Source organism: Nocardia sp. NPDC004568 (assembly GCF_040609955.1).
In the GTDB taxonomy this organism is placed as follows: domain Bacteria; phylum Actinomycetota; class Actinomycetes; order Mycobacteriales; family Mycobacteriaceae; genus Nocardia.
In genome coordinates this window covers 49,762-67,206 of the sequence record NZ_JBEXLL010000013.1, presented here as the reverse complement: position 1 = coordinate 67,206, position 17,445 = coordinate 49,762, and the positions used below count along the sequence as shown (strand labels likewise).

The 17,445-nt window shown below is 71.2% G+C and carries 12 protein-coding genes and 1 CRISPR repeat array (1 of these 13 only partly in view); of the genes, 4 read left to right on the top strand and 8 right to left on the bottom strand.

All coding sequences use genetic code 11. The features are described 5' to 3' along the window. Positions 1-104 precede the first annotated feature (104 nt). Together ABZV91_RS09325 and ABZV91_RS09320 are read left to right on the top strand one after the other, a co-directional pair. Positions 105-1,037 (top strand): hypothetical protein, encoded by a 933-nt coding sequence (locus ABZV91_RS09325; RefSeq protein ID WP_355237902.1) that lies wholly within the window; start codon positions 105-107, stop codon positions 1,035-1,037. Positions 1,038-1,078: 41 nt separating this feature from the next. After that, positions 1,079-1,522, top strand: coding sequence for an SRPBCC domain-containing protein (locus ABZV91_RS09320; protein ID WP_355237899.1), 444 nt, complete (start codon positions 1,079-1,081; stop codon positions 1,520-1,522). Positions 1,523-1,751: 229 nt separating this feature from the next. Here the strand turns inward: ABZV91_RS09320 and gatA are convergent, their stop codons facing one another. Both gatA and gatC read right to left on the bottom strand, forming a co-directional pair. Continuing rightward, positions 1,752-3,230: an Asp-tRNA(Asn)/Glu-tRNA(Gln) amidotransferase subunit GatA gene (gene gatA / locus ABZV91_RS09315; RefSeq protein WP_355237896.1), complete on the bottom strand. Its 1,479-nt coding sequence runs from the start codon at positions 3,228-3,230 to the stop codon at positions 1,752-1,754. Beyond that, entirely contained in the window at positions 3,227-3,526 is a 300-nt protein-coding gene (gene gatC / locus ABZV91_RS09310; protein WP_355237893.1) for an Asp-tRNA(Asn)/Glu-tRNA(Gln) amidotransferase subunit GatC, read from the bottom strand. Before gatC ends, gatA begins: the two co-directional genes overlap by 4 nt. A 291-nt stretch (positions 3,527-3,817) precedes the next feature. Between gatC and ABZV91_RS09305 the strand changes: the two genes are divergently transcribed. Next, positions 3,818-4,468 (top strand): amino acid-binding protein, encoded by a 651-nt coding sequence (locus ABZV91_RS09305; RefSeq protein WP_039825984.1) that lies wholly within the window; start codon positions 3,818-3,820, stop codon positions 4,466-4,468. Between the two features lie 15 nt (positions 4,469-4,483). Here the strand turns inward: ABZV91_RS09305 and ABZV91_RS09300 are convergent, their stop codons facing one another. After that, positions 4,484-4,819, bottom strand: a complete 336-nt coding sequence (locus tag ABZV91_RS09300) for a hypothetical protein (RefSeq protein ID WP_355237890.1) — start codon at positions 4,817-4,819, stop codon at positions 4,484-4,486. A 397-nt stretch (positions 4,820-5,216) separates the two neighbouring features. Between ABZV91_RS09300 and ABZV91_RS09295 the strand changes: the two genes are divergently transcribed. Then, positions 5,217-5,420 (top strand): hypothetical protein, encoded by a 204-nt coding sequence (locus tag ABZV91_RS09295; protein WP_063041476.1) that lies wholly within the window; start codon positions 5,217-5,219, stop codon positions 5,418-5,420. A 37-nt stretch (positions 5,421-5,457) separates the two neighbouring features. On the opposite strand, the gene ABZV91_RS09290 is transcribed toward ABZV91_RS09295, so the two are convergent. The 5 genes from ABZV91_RS09290 to ABZV91_RS09270 form a co-directional block, all read right to left on the bottom strand. Beyond that, a complete protein-coding gene (locus tag ABZV91_RS09290; RefSeq protein WP_355237887.1) occupies positions 5,458-6,705 on the bottom strand; it encodes an AAA family ATPase in 1,248 nt (415 codons plus the stop codon). A gap of 72 nt (positions 6,706-6,777) precedes the next feature. Next, a complete protein-coding gene (ligA, locus tag ABZV91_RS09285; protein ID WP_355237884.1) occupies positions 6,778-8,922 on the bottom strand; it encodes an NAD-dependent DNA ligase LigA in 2,145 nt (714 codons plus the stop codon). A 303-nt stretch (positions 8,923-9,225) separates the two neighbouring features. Next, positions 9,226-10,260: a methionine synthase gene (locus ABZV91_RS09280; protein WP_355237881.1), complete on the bottom strand. Its 1,035-nt coding sequence runs from the start codon at positions 10,258-10,260 to the stop codon at positions 9,226-9,228. Then, a complete protein-coding gene (gene mnmA, locus ABZV91_RS09275) occupies positions 10,257-11,357 on the bottom strand; it encodes a tRNA 2-thiouridine(34) synthase MnmA (protein WP_355237878.1) in 1,101 nt (366 codons plus the stop codon). Before mnmA ends, ABZV91_RS09280 begins: the two co-directional genes overlap by 4 nt. 3 nt (positions 11,358-11,360) lie before the next feature. After that, positions 11,361-12,587: a cysteine desulfurase family protein gene (locus tag ABZV91_RS09270; protein WP_355237875.1), complete on the bottom strand. Its 1,227-nt coding sequence runs from the start codon at positions 12,585-12,587 to the stop codon at positions 11,361-11,363. Positions 12,588-13,152: 565 nt separating this feature from the next. Continuing rightward, a CRISPR array of direct repeats spans positions 13,153-17,445; the repeat unit is 28 nt; unit sequence GGACCATCCCCGCGCGTGCGGGGCCGAC; it runs 83 nt beyond the window's last position.

The window sequence follows — 17,445 nt, the reverse complement described above, 5'->3', positions numbered from 1 at the left end:
GGGTTTGCCGACCGGATGCGGGCGGTCGCCGCGCGGATGGCAGTTACCGGGAGCAGGACCTGCCGTGCGGGCCCCCCGCTCCGTAACGCTTAAGGTGTCCCACCATGGCTTCACCCCGTAACGATCCCCCGCGCCGGCCTCGGCGCCGGTTCCGGCGGATCTCGCTGCCGGCGTTCACCGGTGCCGCGCTGTTCGGCCTGGTGATCACCGCCGTGCCGGCGCCGACCTCCGAGGCCGTCGGGATCGACGCATCGGTCACGGCGCCGGCCGGGCTGGCGGTGGTGGATCTGACCTCGGGTGACGCGGTGGTGGACACCGTGGCGGCCATCCCGCGGGATTTCGCGACCTACTTCGGCTATCAGCCCGTCGTCCGGCAGGGTGTGCTGGTGGCGCCGGACGGCAGTTGTTCCTCGCCGGTCGAACTGCCGCCGGAATTCGATACCGCCTGTATGGCCCACGACCTCGGCTACGACCTGCTGCGATACGCCGACCGCACCGGCGCCCCGCTGGGGCCGTGGGCCAGGCAGGCCCTGGACCGGACGTTGAGCGTCCGGTTGCACCAGGCCTGCGAAACCCATACCGAACCGGTGGTGCGCACCCGCTGCGAAACCCTCGCCGGTATCGCGGCGACCGCGGTGGAGCTGAACTCACGCCGGCAGCACTACGGGGTCCCGGTGGTGGAGACACTGACCCAGGTGGCGGCCCAGGCCGCCACCGACCATCCGACCCGGCCCTGGCTGCTGCGCGCGGTCGCGCTCGGTCTGGCGACCATGGCCGCTCTGGTCTTCGGGATCCGCCGCCTGCACCGGCGGATCCGGCGCACGGCGGCGCCCGGCGTCCGCATCCCGGTCGGGGTTGTCCGGCCCGGTCGCGCCACCGGCCTGCCGCGACCCGCGTTCACCCGCCTGCTGCTACCGGGTGCCCGATGGTTGCCCGGTCTCGTGCGTCCGCCCGCGGCCGTCCCGCCCGATCCCGCCTTCCCGAGCGGCGCGCACCTGGTGCCGGCCACCACGCCGCGACCCGCCCGGACCGGCTGACCACGGTTGACCCGACTTGCAACACGTTCTAATTTGGGGGCGTGCGTGTTGTGGACGATGTGGTCGAAGTGGACGCTCCCGCCGATGTGGTGTGGTCGGTGCTCACCGATTTCGACCGGTACGGCGACTGGAATCCGTTCATCAGCCGCTGCCGGGCGGACCTGGCGGTGGGCGCACCGATCGAGATGACGGTCCAGCAGCTCGCACCCCGGCCGATCCGGATGCGCGAATGGATCCGCAGCGTGGACGCGGGCCGGGAATTCAGCTACTCGATGAAACCGATCCCCCTCGGCGCGCTGCGCAGCAAACGCGCCCACACGCTGACCCCGCTCTCGGGTGACCGCACCCGCTACGAATCGCATTTCGAACTCGACGGCTGGCTCGCCCCGCTGGTCGGCCTGCTGTTCGGACGCGGTTTCGAGAAAGGATTTCCCGGGATGACCACCGCGGTGCAGCGGGAAGCCGAGCGTCTGCACACCGACTGACCCGACCGCGCACCGCCCGTGCCGCGATGCCTACCGAGGCCGTCGGCCGTCTGCGGACGAGACGCGCCCGCCGCCGTACGCTTCTCTCGCCGAGACGCGGGGCAGCCGGATGCTGTCGCCCACGCCGAGCGGGATCGGATCGACCGGCAGCATCCCGGAACACCGAGGGCGGTGATCCGTCCGGATCACCGCCCTCGGTGAATTCACGCCGCTACCGGCAGGATCGGCGTCAGGCGATATCGCCGCGAGCGGCCTCGTAGGCCGCGCCCACCCGGTACAACCGGTCGTCGGCCAGCGCCGGCGCCATGATCTGCAGACCCACCGGCATGCCGTCGTCGGCGCTCAGCCCGGACGGGACCGACATGGCCGGGTGCCCGGCCAGATTGGTGGGCAGTGTGCACAGATCGGACAGGTACATGGCCAGCGGGTCGTCGACCTTCTCGCCCAGCTTCCACGGCGTGAACGGGCTGGTCGGCGACACCAGCACGTCGACCTGCTCGTAGGCCTTGTCGAAGTCACGCGCGATCAGGGTGCGGACCTTGAGTGCCTGTCCGTAGTAGGCGTCGTAGTACCCCGCCGACAGGGCGTAGGTGCCGATCATGATCCGGCGCTTGACCTCCGGGCCGAACCCGGCGGCGCGGGTCGCGGCCATGACCTGCTCGGCGCTGTGGTGGCCGTCGTCGGACACCCGCAGGCCGTAGCGCATGGCGTCGAACCGGGCCAGGTTGGAGGAGACCTCGCTGGGCAGGATCAGGTAGTAGGAGGCCAGGGCGTATTCGAAATGCGGGCAGGACACCTCGACCACTTCGGCGCCCAGATCCTTCAGCACGCCGACCGCCGCGTCGAAGGAGGCGAGCACGCCGTGCTGGTAGCTGTCGGAGTGCAGTTCCTTCACCACGCCGACCTTCACCCCGCGCAGATCGCCCGCGGCGCCCTGCCGGGCGGCGTCGACCACGGCCGGGACCGCGACATCGCGGGAGGTGGAATCGCGCGGATCGTGTCCGGCGATCACCTCGTGCAGCAACGCGGTGTCCAGTACCGTCCGGCCACACGGGCCGCCCTGGTCGAGCGAGGACGCGCAGGCGACGAGTCCGTACCGGGACACGGTGCCGTAGGTCGGTTTGGTACCGACGGTCGCCGTGACCGCGGCCGGCTGCCGGATCGAGCCGCCGGTGTCGGTGCCGATGGCCAGCGGCGCCTGATAGGACGCCAGCGCCGCCGCCGAACCGCCGCCGGAACCGCCCGGGATGCGGGTGGTGTCCCACGGGTTGCGGGTCGGCCCGTAGGCCGAGTTCTCGGTGGAGGATCCCATCGCGAACTCGTCCATATTGGTCTTGCCCAGAATCGGGATCCCCGCGGCACGCAGCCGGGTGGTCAGCGTGGCGTCGTAGGGCGCCACCCAGTTCTCCAGGATCTTCGACGCGCAGGTGGTGGGCATATCGGTGGTGGTGAACACGTCCTTGAGCGCCAGCGGTACGCCGGCCAGCGGCGAGGCCGGCACCTGCCCGGCGGCCAGCGCGGCGTCCACCTCGGCCGCGGCGGCGAGCGCTTGCTCTTCGGCGACGTGCAGGAACGCGTGGTACTCCCCGTCGACCTCGGCGATCCGGTCCAGATGGGCCCGGGTCACCTCCACCGAGGAGACTTCGCCGCCGTGGATACGGCTCGCGAGGTCGGCCGCACCGAGCCGGGTCAGTTCGCTCGCGCTCATTCGCCCTCCCCCAGGATCTGCGGAACCAGGAACCGCTGTTCCTCGGCGGCGGGTGCGCCGGACAGCGCCTGATCCGGGGTGAGTCCGGGACGGACCTCGTCGGGACGGGTCACGTTCGTCACCGGATCCGGTGACGCGGTGGCCGGGACATCGGCGGCGGCCACCTCGGAGATGGTCTGCACATGGCTGAGGATCGAATCCAGCTGCCCGGCGAACTGGTCGAGTTCGTCCTCGGACAGGGCGAGCCTGGACAGCCGGGCGAGGTGTGCGACCTCGTCGCGGGAGATGGCGGTCACCGCGAACCCCTTTCGGCGATAGTTTGGACTGCGGATCACAAGCATCGAACAGCCTAATGGTGTGGCCGGACCGGGCTGTCCGGCAGGCCGCGCGGGCGCCGCCGTGGGCCCGCCGGGCGCCGGCTCGGCACCGCGCCCGATTTCGAAATTTGTCCGTTTCACACCATTTGTCACCGGCGACCCCGCTACCGGGCGCACAATTCGACTCGATAACCCTCGGCAATGGGTGTAAGGATGGGCAGACCGGGTATTCGTTGTAAGCCTCGGCCGCAGAAGGAAAGGGAAACGCACGTGTCTTATCTGCTCCGCGTGCAACTTCCGGATCGTCCGGGAAGCCTCGGGTCGCTAGCCGTAGCACTGGGCACGGTCGGCGCCGATATCCTTTCCCTGGACGTGGTGGAGCGTGGTGCCGGCTACGCGGTCGACGATCTCGTGGTCGAGATCGCCCCCAATGCCCTGCCCGACACCCTCATCACCGCCGCGGAATCGCTCGGTGACGTACGCGTCGATTCCATCCGTCCCTACTCCGGCGTGCTCGACACCCATCGTGAGCTCGAACTGATCGACAATGTGGCCAACGCCCGCGACGATCGGCTCCAGGTGCTGGTCGACGGGGTTCCGCGAGTGCTGCGGGTCGGTTGGAGCACCGTACTGGACATGGGTACGCACGGCGCCTACCGCGTGGTCGGCAGTCAGAGCGCGCCGCAGACCCAGGCGGCGTCGGTGCCGTGGATGCCGCTGCAGAAACCGACCGCGCTCGACGGCAACGCCGACTGGGTCCCCGAGATCTGGCGCGATATGGACACCAAACTGGCGGCCGCGCCACTCGGGCCCTCCAGCAAGGCGCTCCTGCTCGGCCGTCCCGGCGGCCCCGATTTCCGGCCCTCGGAGATCGCGCGGCTGGGCTACCTGGCGGGGATCGTCGCCACCGTCCTGGGCTGAGCCCCGCGGCGGGGCCTACCCGCCGGTACCCGGTTCCACGACACGCCACCGGTCGGGTCTACCCGGCGGATAGGCGACGGTGAGAGTGTCCCCGACCGCCGGCCAGTAGGCGGCATCCCAGACCATGCGCCCGTAGACCACCTTGCCCGGCTCGGACGGCCCCGACAGGTTCCCGGTGACGGTGACGAACTGCTCACCCATCGCCTCGGGACGCGGGCTCACCCCCGTCAGATAGAGCGACCCGACCTCCGCATCCGCGGGCATACGTCCACCCCGCCGCCCACGGAACACCAGTACGAGCATTCCCACCAGTGCGGCCACCATGATCGCCAGCATCGCCAGTTCGAACACTCCACCATGCTAGGCCGCGCGGGCGCCGGCGTGGCCGCTGACGCCCCGGCGTCGCGATTCGGTGGCCGACGCCACTCCGGGTGGGCGCCCGGACCTGCGGCCCCCGAACCTCCCGTCCGCCGGCGCAACGGCCCGGGGATGCGGGTCGACGGAGTCTCGGTTCGTCGACCGGCCGCTGGGAACGGTCGCACCGCGGCCCGGCTCTGCTTTCGCGCGCGTGAACTTGTCCACCCGAATGCGCTGCGGCGGCGAAGTGTTCGGGTGCCCGGCCCGCCGACCCTCACTTCGCGGAGACGAACGGCCCCGCGCATGAGTCGCGCGGGACGGGGTATTTCAGATCCACCGGACATGGAAGGAAGCGATCGTCATGCCGGAATCAACGATTCGAGCAGGTGCAATGGGTAGCCGAGTAGCAAGCCTCGTAGTACTGGTCTGGTTCGTGGCGGGGATCGTCGCCGCGTGGCAACGAGGCTATTTCAATGATCCACCGGAGCAGTGCTCCCACTTCGCGACGCTGGCGGTGACCGTGGTGGCCGGTCCGCTCAACTACGTCGGCCTCAATCCGAAGATGGGCTGCAACCTCCCGGAACCCAGCCAGTAGGACCGGATCCCGGTCGCCGCCCGGCGGCGACCGGGATTCAGGACACCGTGAGAATACTGGCACCGCCCGCGCAACGCCGGACGGTCCAGACACTGGTGCGGGTGCGCGCGGATCGGCCGTTGCCCCGGTCGACCAGTGCCCGATCGCCGGTGGTGTACACCAGTTGCGCACCGCGCGTGTTGGTTTCCGGATTCTGGAACAGCTGCACGAGCCGGTCGGTCTCCTCCACCGTCAGCCGCGCGCCGATATCGTCGACCACGAGTACTTTCCCCGCGTCGAGCGAGTCGAGCAGTATCGGTAGCAGCCGCAGCAGGGCCCGGGTCGCCGAGGACTCCTCGGCCAGGGTGAAAACCGGTTCCACATCGGCGTGTACGAGCCGTAATCCGACCCCGTGCCGCGCGACCATCCGGGTGTAGAGCGCATCGCGCGCATTGCGCATATTGGTCAGTTCGCGGGCCAGCGCGGCGGCGTTCAGACCGCTGTCCTGTTCCAGCTGCGCGGCATAGGCCGCCGAGCCGGCCGCCCGATCGCTCTGTTCCCCGAGTACGGCGATATCGGCGTCGAGGTCGCGCAGGTAGTCGGCGTAGCCGGGATCGTTCTGAGCGATCAGCAGATCGGTGATACCGAGGTCCGCGGATTGCAGCAGGGTCAGCAGCCGGGCGGCGTTCTCGGCGGATCGCGACAGATGCGAGCCCAGCCGCAGTTCGATCGCGGCGATATCGGCGGAACCGGCCGTCACCTCGAGCATGGTCTCGAACCACCGGTAGGCCGGGACCAGCGCCTCGGCGTACATCTGCCCCGCCAGGCTCAGCAGCAGGGCGTTCGGGCGCACCAACGGCACCAGTGCGGTGATCCCGAACCGCGCCGGTTCGAACATCGGCCCGACCCGGATCGCCTCACCCTCGCGTTCGAAGACGATCCGCTTGCGGGACCGCGGATGGCTGTAGAGCCATTCGGCGGCGACATCGGCGGCGTCCAATCGGAAACCGTAGGTGTAGGGCACACCCTCGGCGACGAAAACCGCCTCGAAATCACTCGGCTGCCCGGGGAGCGCGAGATGCGGAGCCCGGACCGGACCCGCGTAGGGATCCCAGCCGCTCACCGAGTGCAGCACCGCGTCCCGCATATGTCCCAGAGCGTCGACCAGATTGGATTTGCCGGCGGCCGGGCCCCCGTGGACGGCGGTCACCGGCACCGCGACCGGTGCGGCGGCGCCGCGGGTCAACCGCAATTCCTGTAGATCGGCCAGCGATTTGTGGTTGGACACCCGAAAACTGCGCAACATCCCGCCATCCTGCCGTGTATGGTCCCGGTTCCGCAGGACCGGGACCGGGTCGTGTCCCGGTCCGCGCCGCCGCTACTCCGCCGATTCGACCTCCGTCGCGGTCTCGGCCCGGACGGCGTCCGGGCCGGCTTCGAGCAGCAGGCGGAAACCGTCCTCGTCCAAGATCGGCACCCCGAGTTCCTCGGCCTTGGCGGCCTTGGAACCGGGCGATTCACCGATGACGACGAAGGCCGTCTTCTTCGATACCGACCCCGCGGCCTTGCCGCCACGCAAGAGGATCGCCTCCTTGGCGCCGTCTCGGGAGAATCCCTCCAGTGAACCGGTCACCACGATGGACAGGCCCTCGAGCGTGCGCGGGATGGATTCGTCGCGTTCGTCCGCCATCCGCACCCCCGCGGCCCGCCACTTGTCCACGATGGCGCGGTGCCAGTCGACGGTGAACCATTCCGCGACCGCGGTGGCGATGGTCGGCCCGACGCCCTCGGCGGCCGCCAGTTCCGCCAGCGATGCCTGTTCGATCCGTTCCAGACTGCCGAACTCGGCCGCGAGCGCCCGCGCGGCGGTCGGCCCGACATGCCGGATGGACAGCGCGACCAGGACCCGCCACAGCGGCCGGTCCTTGGCGGCGGCCAGATTGCTCAGCAGCCGGTTGCCGTTGGCCGAGAGACTGCCGTTCTTGTTGACGAACAGCGCGACATTGCGCAACCGCTCGGCGTCGAGATCGAACAGATCGCCTTCGTCGGTGATCGCCCCGGAGTTCAGCAGCGCGATCGCCGCCTCGTAGCCCAGTGCCTCGATATCGAAGGCGCCGCGACCGGCCACGTGGAACACCCGCTCCCGCAGCTGCGCGGGACAGGACCGCTGGTTGGGGCAGCGGATATCGGCGTCGCCCTCTTTCTCGTAGGCGAGTTCGGTCCCGCATTCGGGACAGTGGGTGGGCATCACGAAGGGCCGCTCGTCACCGGTGCGGGCGTCCACCACCGGGCCCAGCACCTCCGGGATCACATCGCCCGCCTTCCGGATGGTGACCGTGTCCCCGATCAGCACCCCCTTGCGCACGACCTCGGCCGCATTGTGCAGGGTCGCCATGGAGACCGTGGAACCCGCGATCACGACCGGTTCCATCATCGCGAACGGCGTGACCCGGCCGGTCCGGCCCACGTTCACCGCGATATTGCGCAGTGTGGTGGTGGCCTCCTCGGGCGGGTACTTGTAGGCGATCGCCCAGCGCGGCGCCCGCGAGGTGGAACCGAGCCGCCGCTGCAAGGACCGTTCGTCGACCTTCACCACCACACCGTCGATCTCGTGCTCGATATCGTGGCGGTGCTCGGCCCAGTAGGAGATCCGTTCGAGAACGGCGTCCACACCGCGCACCAGTGTGGTGTGCGTGGACACCGGCAGACCCCAGGCCGCCAGCGCACGGTAGGCCTCATGCAGCGACCGCGGCGTGAACCCCTCGGTGCGACCGACTCCGTGGCAGATCATCCGCAACCGCCGCCGCGCGGTGACCGCCGGGTCCTTCTGCCGCAGCGAACCGGCCGCGGTGTTGCGCGGGTTCGCGTACGGCGGTTTGCCCTCGGCCACGATGGCCGCGTTGAGCGTTTCGAAATCCTCCAGCCGGAAGTACACCTCACCGCGCACTTCCAGCAACTCCGGGACCGGGAACTCGGTATCGGTGTCCAGTTCGCGCGGGATGTCCTCGATGGTGCGGGCATTGAGGGTGACGTCCTCGCCCGTGCGCCCGTCGCCCCGGGTGGCGCCCCGCTCCAGTTTCCCGTTGCGGTACACCAGGTTCAACGCCACCCCGTCGATCTTCACCTCGCACAGATAGTGCAGAGCCGGACCGGTTTCCTCCTCGACCCGGGCGGCCCAGGCCCGCATATCCGCCGCGGAGAACACATTGTCCAGCGACAGCATCCGCTCCAGATGGTCCACCGGGGTGAAGTCGGTGGCGAATCCCCCGCCCACCAGCTGCGTCGGCGAATCGGGAGCGCGCAGGTCGGGATGACGCTCCTCCAGCGCCAGCAACTGCTGGAACAGCGTGTCGAATTCGCCGTCGGAGATGATCGGCGCGTCGCGCACGTAGTAGCGGAACTGGTGCTCGCGCACCGTATCGGCGAGTTCCTGCCAGCGCGCCCGCTCCGCACCGGCGGCCGGGGCGGGAGCGGCCGCTCCGGAGACATCGTCCTGTTCGATGGGGCCAACGGTGTCACTCACATCTCGCAGGGTAGTCCAGCCGACCGACACCCTCGGAGCACCGTAACCGCACGTCGCCCGGTATTCCCGGACCCCGGGGCCCGTCCCGGGAAGCATGTGCACCCGATCACCGGACCGCGGCCGGCCGATGGCGCCGCGCCGCCCGGCGTGCCGTGTGCCGGTGGTCCGTCGCGGTTTCCGTCGCCCGGTGCACCGCGCCGGACCGGCGCGGGGGCGTGAGGCCATATGCCGCCGGAGCCGGCACCGGTCGCGAAGGGGCGCCGGAGCCGAGCCGGCCCGGAGTGCTCCGGCTCCCGACCGGGATCACCCGGCGACGAGCGACTCCGGATCCTGCGCGAACGCCTTCGCCGTATCGACGGCCAGCCGCAACGCGGTCCGAGCCCAGCTCAGCGGTGCCCCGGCCAGACCGCACGCGGGACTCACCGTCACCCGGCGCGCCAGATCGGCCCGGGGGAAACCGAGCCGATCGACGAGCCGGGCACCCGGTTCGGCGATATCGCGCCAGGTCATCTCGGCGGCCGGGCGGGTGGTGGGGACGAGTCCGAGAACCAGCTGTTTGCCACCGTCCAGCGCCTCCCCCAGCGCGTCCAAACCGGCGGTTCCCGATACCGTGGCCAGATCGAACGCCAGCGCGGCCGCGGAGGTCTGCCCCAGGAAGGCCAGCGGCGGCGGGCTCGCGCAACTGTGCACCACCGTCGGGACGCCCGGGGCCGTCAGTACCGTTTCCAGGATCGCCAGCGCTTCCGGCTCCGGTACGGCCGCGACCGTGTTCAGGACACTCGGCCCGCGTAGCGAACCCGCCAGTACGGCGCCCAGCGACGGCTCGTCCAGTTGCAGCACCACCTCGGCCTCGAGCCGCGAACCGACCTCGGCGATATGCGCGGCCAGCCCCTCGGCCAGCGATTCGGCCAGATCCCGTACCGCGCCCCGGTCGGTCAGTACCCGGTGCCCGCCGGCCAGCTCCACCTGCGCGGCGAGTGTCAGCGGCCCGGCGGCCTGTACCTTCACCGGCCGACCGGATCCGCGCAGCCCGGCGTTCTCCCACGCCTCCTGGAGCGCGTCCAGATCGGTGCGCAGCAGGTCGCTCGCACGCCGTGAGACCGAGCCCGGCCGGGCGGCCAGGCGGTAGCCGCGCGGGGTGGTGTCGAACCGCATATCCACGAGCAGCGCGGAGGCCCGTCCGACCGTATCCGCGCCCACCCCGCGGGCCGGTAACTCGACCAGATGCGGCAGTCCGGTCAGTTCGCCGACGATCACCGTGGCGGCTTCCCGGGGGTCGGTGCCCGGCCACGACCCGATTCCCGTCGCGATCCCGGCCGGCAGACCGGACAGGGTCATCGTGGTGCGCCCGCCGGCGCGGTACGCGCGGTGGCGCTGATGGTGCCGCTGCCGAGTACCGCGTCGCCCGCGGAGTCGGGCCGGTACAGCACCACGGCCTGCCCCCGCGCGACACCGCTGAGCGGCTCGTGCAGCCGCACCGCCAGGCCGTCGCCGACCGCCTCGGCCGTCGCGGGCGCGGTGCCGCCGTGCGCGCGGACCTGCACCACGCAGTCGAGCGGTTCGGTGGGCGCCGCGCCGCCGGTCCAGACGGCCCGGTCGGCTTCGATGGACCACACCAGCAGATCGTCGGCCGAGCCGACGCGCACGGTGCCCGAATCGGGGTCGATATCGGTGACGTAGCGCGGTTTGCCGTCGGGGCCCGGCCCGGGCAGCCCCAGGCCTTTGCGCTGGCCGATGGTGAAGCCGTGCACACCCTCGTGCCGGCCCAGCTCCGCGCCGCCCGCGTCCACGATGGCGCCGGGACGGATGCCGATCTTCGCGCCCAGGAAGGCCCTGGTGTCCCCCGAGGGGATGAAGCAGATGTCGTGACTGTCCGGTTTGTTCGCGACCGCCAGGCCCCGCTCGGCCGCCTCGGCCCGGATCTGCGGCTTGGGCGTATCGCCCACCGGGAACATGGCCCGCGACAGCTGCTCGGCGGTCAGCACCGCCAGCACATAGGACTGATCCTTGTCCGCGTCCACGGCCCGGCGCAGCACACCGTCGGCGAGCCGGGCGTAGTGACCGGTCACCACCGCGTCGAAACCCAGCGCCACGGCCCGGTCGGCGAGCGCCGAGAACTTGATCTTCTCATTGCAGCGCAGGCAGGGGTTGGGTGTCTCCCCCGCCGCGTAGGACTCGACGAAATCGTCGATCACGTCTTCTTTGAAACGGTCCGCGAAATCCCAGACGTAGAAGGGTATCCCGAGCACATCGGCGGCCCGGCGGGCGTCGCCCGCGTCCTCTTTCGAACAGCAGCCACGCGATCCGGTACGCAGCGTGCCGGGCGCACTCGACAGCGCCAGATGCACGCCGACCACCTCGTGCCCGGCGTCGACGGCCCGTGCCGCCGCCACCGCGGAATCGACTCCACCACTCATCGCGGCGAGCACTCGCATACGCTACGCACCTCCTCTCGCACCGGCCAGACCCGCGGCCCTGGCTCGTTCCACCACCTGCGGCAGTACCTCCAGTACTGCCTCTATATCGGACCGCTGCGAGGTGTGTCCAAGGGAAAACCGCAGCGACCCCCGCGCTTCCCGGGCCTCGACACCCATCGCGATCAGGACGTGGCTCGGCGAGGCCACCCCGGCCGTGCACGCCGAACCGGTCGAACATTCGACCCCCGCGGCGTCCAGGAGCATCAACAGCGAATCACCCTCGCAGCCGGGGAAGGTGAAATGCGCGTTGCCGGGCAACCGCCGTTCGTCGTGGGGTCCGTTGAGTATCGCGTCCGGGACGGCCCGCCGCACGCCCGCGATCAGCTCGTCGCGCAGCCCGGACAGTTCCGCGGACCGGACCGGCAGCTCGGCCACGGTCTGCCGCAGCGCCGCGGCCAGGCCGGCCACCGCCGCGACATCGGCGGTGCCCGAGCGCAGGTCCCGTTCGTGGCCACCGCCGTGCAGCAGCGGCACACAGCCCACCTGGCGGCCGAGCAGGAGTACGCCGACACCGTGCGGCCCGCCCAGTTTGTGCCCGGCGAAACTCGCGGCGGCGAGTCCGGCGGCACCGAAATCTATCGGCAGTTGCGCGGCGGCCTGGACCGCGTCGCTGTGCATCGGCACCTCGGCCGCCCGCGCGATCTCGGCCAGCTCCCGGATCGGCTGGATCGCCCCGACCTCGTTGTTGGCCCACATCACGGTGACCAGTGCGACCTCGCCGGGATGCGCGGCCAGTTCGGCGCGCAGTGTCTCCGGGGCGACGATTCCGTCGGCGTCCACCGGCAACCAGGTGACCCGGGCGCCCTCGTGCCGCTCCAGCCATTCCACCGCGTCGAGCACCGCGTGGTGCTCCACGGCGGCGGCCAGGATCCGGTTACAGCGCGGGTCCGCACCCCGCCGGGCCCAGTAGATTCCCTTGACCGCGAGATTGTCACTCTCGGTTCCACCGGAACACAGGATGACCTCGGAGGGGCGGGCGCCGAGATCCGCGGCGATCGATTCGCGCGACTCCTCCAGCCGGCGCCGGACCGCCCGGCCCGAGCCGTGCAGCGAGGACGCGTTTCCGACCTGCGCGAAGGCAGCGGTCGTCGCCTCGATCGCGACGGGCAGCATCGGTGTGGTCGCCGCATGATCGAGGTAGACCGTCGTGGGCACACCGCTGACAGCACCCGGGAAAGCCGACTTCATGACCGACAAAGCCTATCCCACCGTTGACCTGGGCATCTTTGGGGTCTCCCCCCTCCTTCTACAATTTTTCTACAAATTCCACACGATTCATAACAGTGCAGGCACCACCGACATTCCTCCATTTACCTGCCCGGATGACAGGGATGGCGCCGGCATAACCGTGGCCTTGAACGCCACAGACTGTGCCGTCGGGCCAGATGGGCCCACCCCCGGGAGCAGCGCGGTTGGAGCCGACTGACCAAGTGGGGTTTCCCATCCCGCTGGTGGAAGGGAAACGGCGTCTGTCACTCCGCACGCACGCCACGCGGAATACCCGGGGGGCATCGCCGGGGTTTATATGACCGGTGCCCACGGGGCGTCCTGGCCCTGTTCTGATGCCACTCTGAACGGATGCCACCGTGGGTTTGGACCGGGCCGAACAGACCAAGAAGTGAATGAGCTTGGCACAGGCGCCGGAGACCCGGGCGGGCGTCCGCCGCTGGTAGTCCTCATGGTCGTTCGAGGTCCATATACGGAGTCGTCTCGTTGCGGGAGGTTCGCCGAGTAGTCACATGTCACCGATGTCGGACCCTCCCCGCGCGTGCGGGGCCGACACCTTCGGCGGCTGCGGCGGCAACGGCATCGCCGGACCATCCCCGCGCGTGCGGGGCCGACCTCCTGGTGGACACCCTGGAGGAGGTCCGCGGTGGACCATCCCCGCGCGCGGGGGTCCGACCGGGCCCGGGCCACCTGCAGGACCCTGTACGCCGGACCATCCCAGCGCGTGCGGGGCCGACCTCCGGTCCCGGTCCCGGTCCCGGCCCCGGTCCCGGTACAGCGCCCTTACACGGACCATCCCCGCGCGTGCGAGGCCGACACTCCGCCGCTGAACCTGCCCGGCTCGATCTACGGACCATCCCCGCGCGCGGAGCCGACCGCCGATCACCGAGGTTGGTCACATGGTGATCAGGACCATCCCAGCGCGTGCGGGGCCGACCTGGTGGAGGCTAGTCCGGTGACTGGACTAGCAGGACCATCCCCGCGCGTGCGGGGCCGACTCCTGAGCAGGCACGTTCACAATGGCGATCGTGGGACCATCCCCGCGCGTGCAGGGCCGACTGCAGCGGGCCCTGGACACCGCCCAATCGACTAGGACCATCCCCGCGCGTGCAGGGCCGACACTTGCCGCACTTGGTAGGTTTTGGCTTTCCCGGGACCATCCCCGCGCGTGCGGGGCCGACATCTGCTCGACGGGAACGAGCACATCCCGCGCCGGACCATCCCCGCGCGTGCGGGGCCGACGCGTAGACGATGTGCCCGTCTCGGGTGTGCGGGGGACCATCCCCGCGCGTGCGGGGCCAACCACGGGGAGGTTTTGCGCCAGGTCCCGATCTCCGGACCATCCCCGCGGGTGCGGGGCCGACAGCTGCCAATCCTCGTGCTGCTCGACGACCTTCGGACCACCCCCGCGCGTGCGGGGCCGACCGATCCCGGCCTTCGACGTTTCCGAACAGCTTCGGACCATCCCCGCGCATGCGGGGCCGACCGCCCTGCGCGATCGGGCCGGGCGCGCCCCAGGGGACCATCCCCGCGCGTGCGGGGCCGACTTCCAGCTGGCAACCAAGGTCAAACCATGCTGGGGACCATCCCCGCGCGTGCGGGGCCGACGACGCCGACAGTGTCCACGCAGCTCCTGCGCCCGGACCATCCCCGCGCGTGCGGGGCCGACACCGGGGTGACATCCACCAGCGCGCCCATCGTGGGACCATCCCCGCGCGTGCGGGGCCGACTACACACCGCACCGGATCACGCGTAAGCACCTCGGACCATCCCCGCGCGTGCGGGGCCGACAGGCGAGGACTTCCGTCCACATGGCGTGTGCCCGGACCATCCCCGCGCGTGCGGGGCCGACGGTGGTGTGGGCCCGATCAAAGTCACGCCTAGCGGACCATCCCCGCGCGTGCGGGGCCGACTGACGCATGCCGGTCGGATGGGGTTCCCGCTGAGGACCATCCCCGCGCGTGCGGGGCCGACTACAACGGCCGCAACGGCGAAAACCTCGACGAAGGACCATCCCCGCGCGTGCGGGGCCGACAGAAGGTTTCTCCAGGAAGCAACCCGGTCGTACGGACCATCCCCGCGCGTGCGGGGCCGACCTGGGCGTGCAGATCGACGACCAGTTCGTCGTAGGACCATCCCCGCGCGTGCGGGGCCGACGCGCTGCATCTGCACAAGGAGACCGGCGAGGTGGGACCATCCCCGCGCGTGCGGGGCCGACCGCACGCCGGCCAGTCCGGCGCCCTCTCCCGACGGACCATCCCCGCGCGTGCGGGGCCGACTGCGCCAGGACCTTGTCCACGTCCTCGTTCAGCGGACCATCCCCGCGCGTGCGGGGCCGACGACACGCCGCCCGGCCACGCCTCACGATGCGGAGGACCATCCCCGCGCGTGCGGGGCCGACATGGTCTCCGTCGGGACGCACGCGCCAGCCGTCGGACCATCCCCGCGCGTGCGGGGCCGACCAGCGCTGGCCGCTGGGAACCGTGCCCGCCAGAGGACCATCCCCGCGCGTGCGGGGCCGACCACCTCTTGCACCATCACCGCGACCGTGGACTAGGACCATCCCCGCGCGTGCGGGGCCGACCGCACCGAGGAGGCCGCGACCAGCCCCGAACAGGGACCATCCCCGCGCGTGCGGGGCCGACCCGAACCGCGCCCGCTTCCTCGGCCGCGCTGAAGGACCATCCCCGCGCGTGCGGGGCCGACGTGTAACGCGATCGACAGTTCTCCGGCCAGCAAGGACCATCCCCGCGCGTGCGGGGCCGACGTCCGGAGCGCTGACCGCCAGATGAACGACGGCGGACCATCCCCGCGCGTGCGGGGCCGACCCACTGTGACCGACGATCGCGTCACCGGATCCAGGACCATCCCCGCGCGTGCGGGGCCGACAAGCTCACGTCCGCGACGAGTTCCCGGGCGATCGGACCATCCCCGCGCGTGCGGGGCCGACTGGAGGCCGCGCTCGCGAAAGACCGCATCATGAGGACCATCCCCGCACGTGCGGGGCCGACCGCACGTACCGAGCACCTGGGCACGGTGGCCACGGACCATCCCCGCGCGTGCGGGGCCGACCTGGCGTAGGGGTATACCGCAGGTCAGTGCGCAGGACCATCCCCGCGCGTGCGGGGCCGACGACGCGGCGGCAGCGTTCGCTGAGGCGCGCCGAGGACCATCCCCGCGCGTGCGGGGCCGACCAGATCACCCTCGGTCTCGGTCAAACCGGCATCGGACCATCCCCGCGCGTGCGGGGCCGACCGGTTCTCCCCTTCAATCGTTGTCAGGGTCTCCGGACCATCCCCGCGCGTGCGGGGCCGACGTGTCTCCCCGGCCGCCGCCCCTCCTCCCCTCAGGACCATCCCCGCGCGTGCGGGGCCGACCTCGGCGCCGTACATGATCACGTCGCGGTCGGTGGACCATCCCCGCGCGTGCGGGGCCGACTCGCCAACTCCGGGCGCGGCACCCGGATCGAGAGGACCATCCCCGCGCGTGCGGGGCCGACCTCTCAGCAGCCGCCACCCCGAAGACAGGGTCAGGACCATCCCCGCGCGTGCGGGGCCGACATCTTCGGCACGGCCAAGAAGATGGCGGCCTGCGGACCATCCCCGCGCGTGCGGGGCCGACCCGCACTCGGTTCCGCAGGAAATCAGCGTCCGCGGACCATCCCCGCGCGTGCGGGGCCGACGCAGTGCGCGGGGGCCGCCACTCGTTGACCATCGGACCATCCCCGCGCGTGCGGGGCCGACGACACCTGCGGCACATCCAGGTTCGCCGCGATAGGACCATCCCCGCGCGTGCGGGGCCGACAAAACGGTTTTGAGTCGGAGGCGGATTACGGTCGGACCATCCCCGCGCGTGCGGGGCCGACTCCGCTGCGTGTGGGTCGCCGATGACAGTGCCCGGACCATCCCCGCGCGTGCGGGGCCGACGGCGCCAGCCTCACCCAGGCCGCCGCCGACGCAGGACCATCCCCGCGCGTGCGGGGCCGACCTCGGCGTGGAACTCGGTGACGACGATGCCACCGGACCATCCCCGCGCGTGCGGGGCCGAACCGACTTACTACTGGGGCACTGCACCGGAGGGGGGACCATCCCCGCGCGTGCGGGGCCGACGGTGGCATCGAGATCGGCGGTTTCCTGGACGGAGGACCATCCCCGCGCGTGCGGGGCCGACGCACCGGGGACGCGGGACCGGTCACCGAGCCGCGGACCATCCCCGCGCGTGCGGGGCCGACCACGGAGAGCAGGCACTCACCGGATCGCACCGCGGACCATCCCCGCGCGTGCGGGGCCGACACGACATGGGCCGAGAACTCGTTCACGAAGCCGGGACCATCCCCGCGCGTGCGGGGCCGACACCTCGCCACCGAACTCGGCCTGCTGGAACCGAGGACCATCCCCGCGCGTGCGGGGCCGACGTCGCGTTCGTGCGCGGACCCCGGTCCAAGGCAGGACCATCCCCGCGCGTGCGGGGCCGACCACAGATCCACCGCGATACTGTCGGCGTCGGGGGGACCATCCCCGCGCGTGCGGGGCCGACGGCTGCTGCCGCGGTGATGGGTTCTCGGGCGGCGGACCATCCCCGCGCGTGCGGGGCCGACCCGACCCGACGACGGCACCACCCCGGTGTGGCCGGACCATCCCCGCGCGTGCGGGGCCGACTCGCCGACGACCACCGGATCCAGCAGATAGGCAGGACCATCCCCGCGCGTGCGGGGCCGACGCCACTGTGGTGGGTCCGGCACGCATAGTCCTCGGACCATCCCCGCGCGTGCGGGGCCGACAACGTGCAGGCCACTGTGGACATCTGCACGGAGGGACCA

What these genes read in the sequence shown, in the direction of transcription:
- ABZV91_RS09270 (WP_355237875.1), bottom strand. Translation starts at nt 12,587, where the DNA reads ATGAAGTCGGCTTTCCCGGGTGCTGTCAGCGGTGTGCCCACGACGGTC.
- gatA (WP_355237896.1), bottom strand. Translation starts at nt 3,230, where the DNA reads ATGAGCGCGAGCGAACTGACCCGGCTCGGTGCGGCCGACCTCGCGAGC.
- ABZV91_RS09325 (WP_355237902.1), top strand. Translation starts at nt 105, where the DNA reads ATGGCTTCACCCCGTAACGATCCCCCGCGCCGGCCTCGGCGCCGGTTC.
- ABZV91_RS09295 (WP_063041476.1), top strand. Translation starts at nt 5,217, where the DNA reads ATGGGTAGCCGAGTAGCAAGCCTCGTAGTACTGGTCTGGTTCGTGGCG.
- ABZV91_RS09290 (WP_355237887.1), bottom strand. Translation starts at nt 6,705, where the DNA reads ATGTTGCGCAGTTTTCGGGTGTCCAACCACAAATCGCTGGCCGATCTA.
- ABZV91_RS09280 (WP_355237881.1), bottom strand. Translation starts at nt 10,260, where the DNA reads ATGACCCTGTCCGGTCTGCCGGCCGGGATCGCGACGGGAATCGGGTCG.
- mnmA (WP_355237878.1), bottom strand. Translation starts at nt 11,357, where the DNA reads ATGCGAGTGCTCGCCGCGATGAGTGGTGGAGTCGATTCCGCGGTGGCG.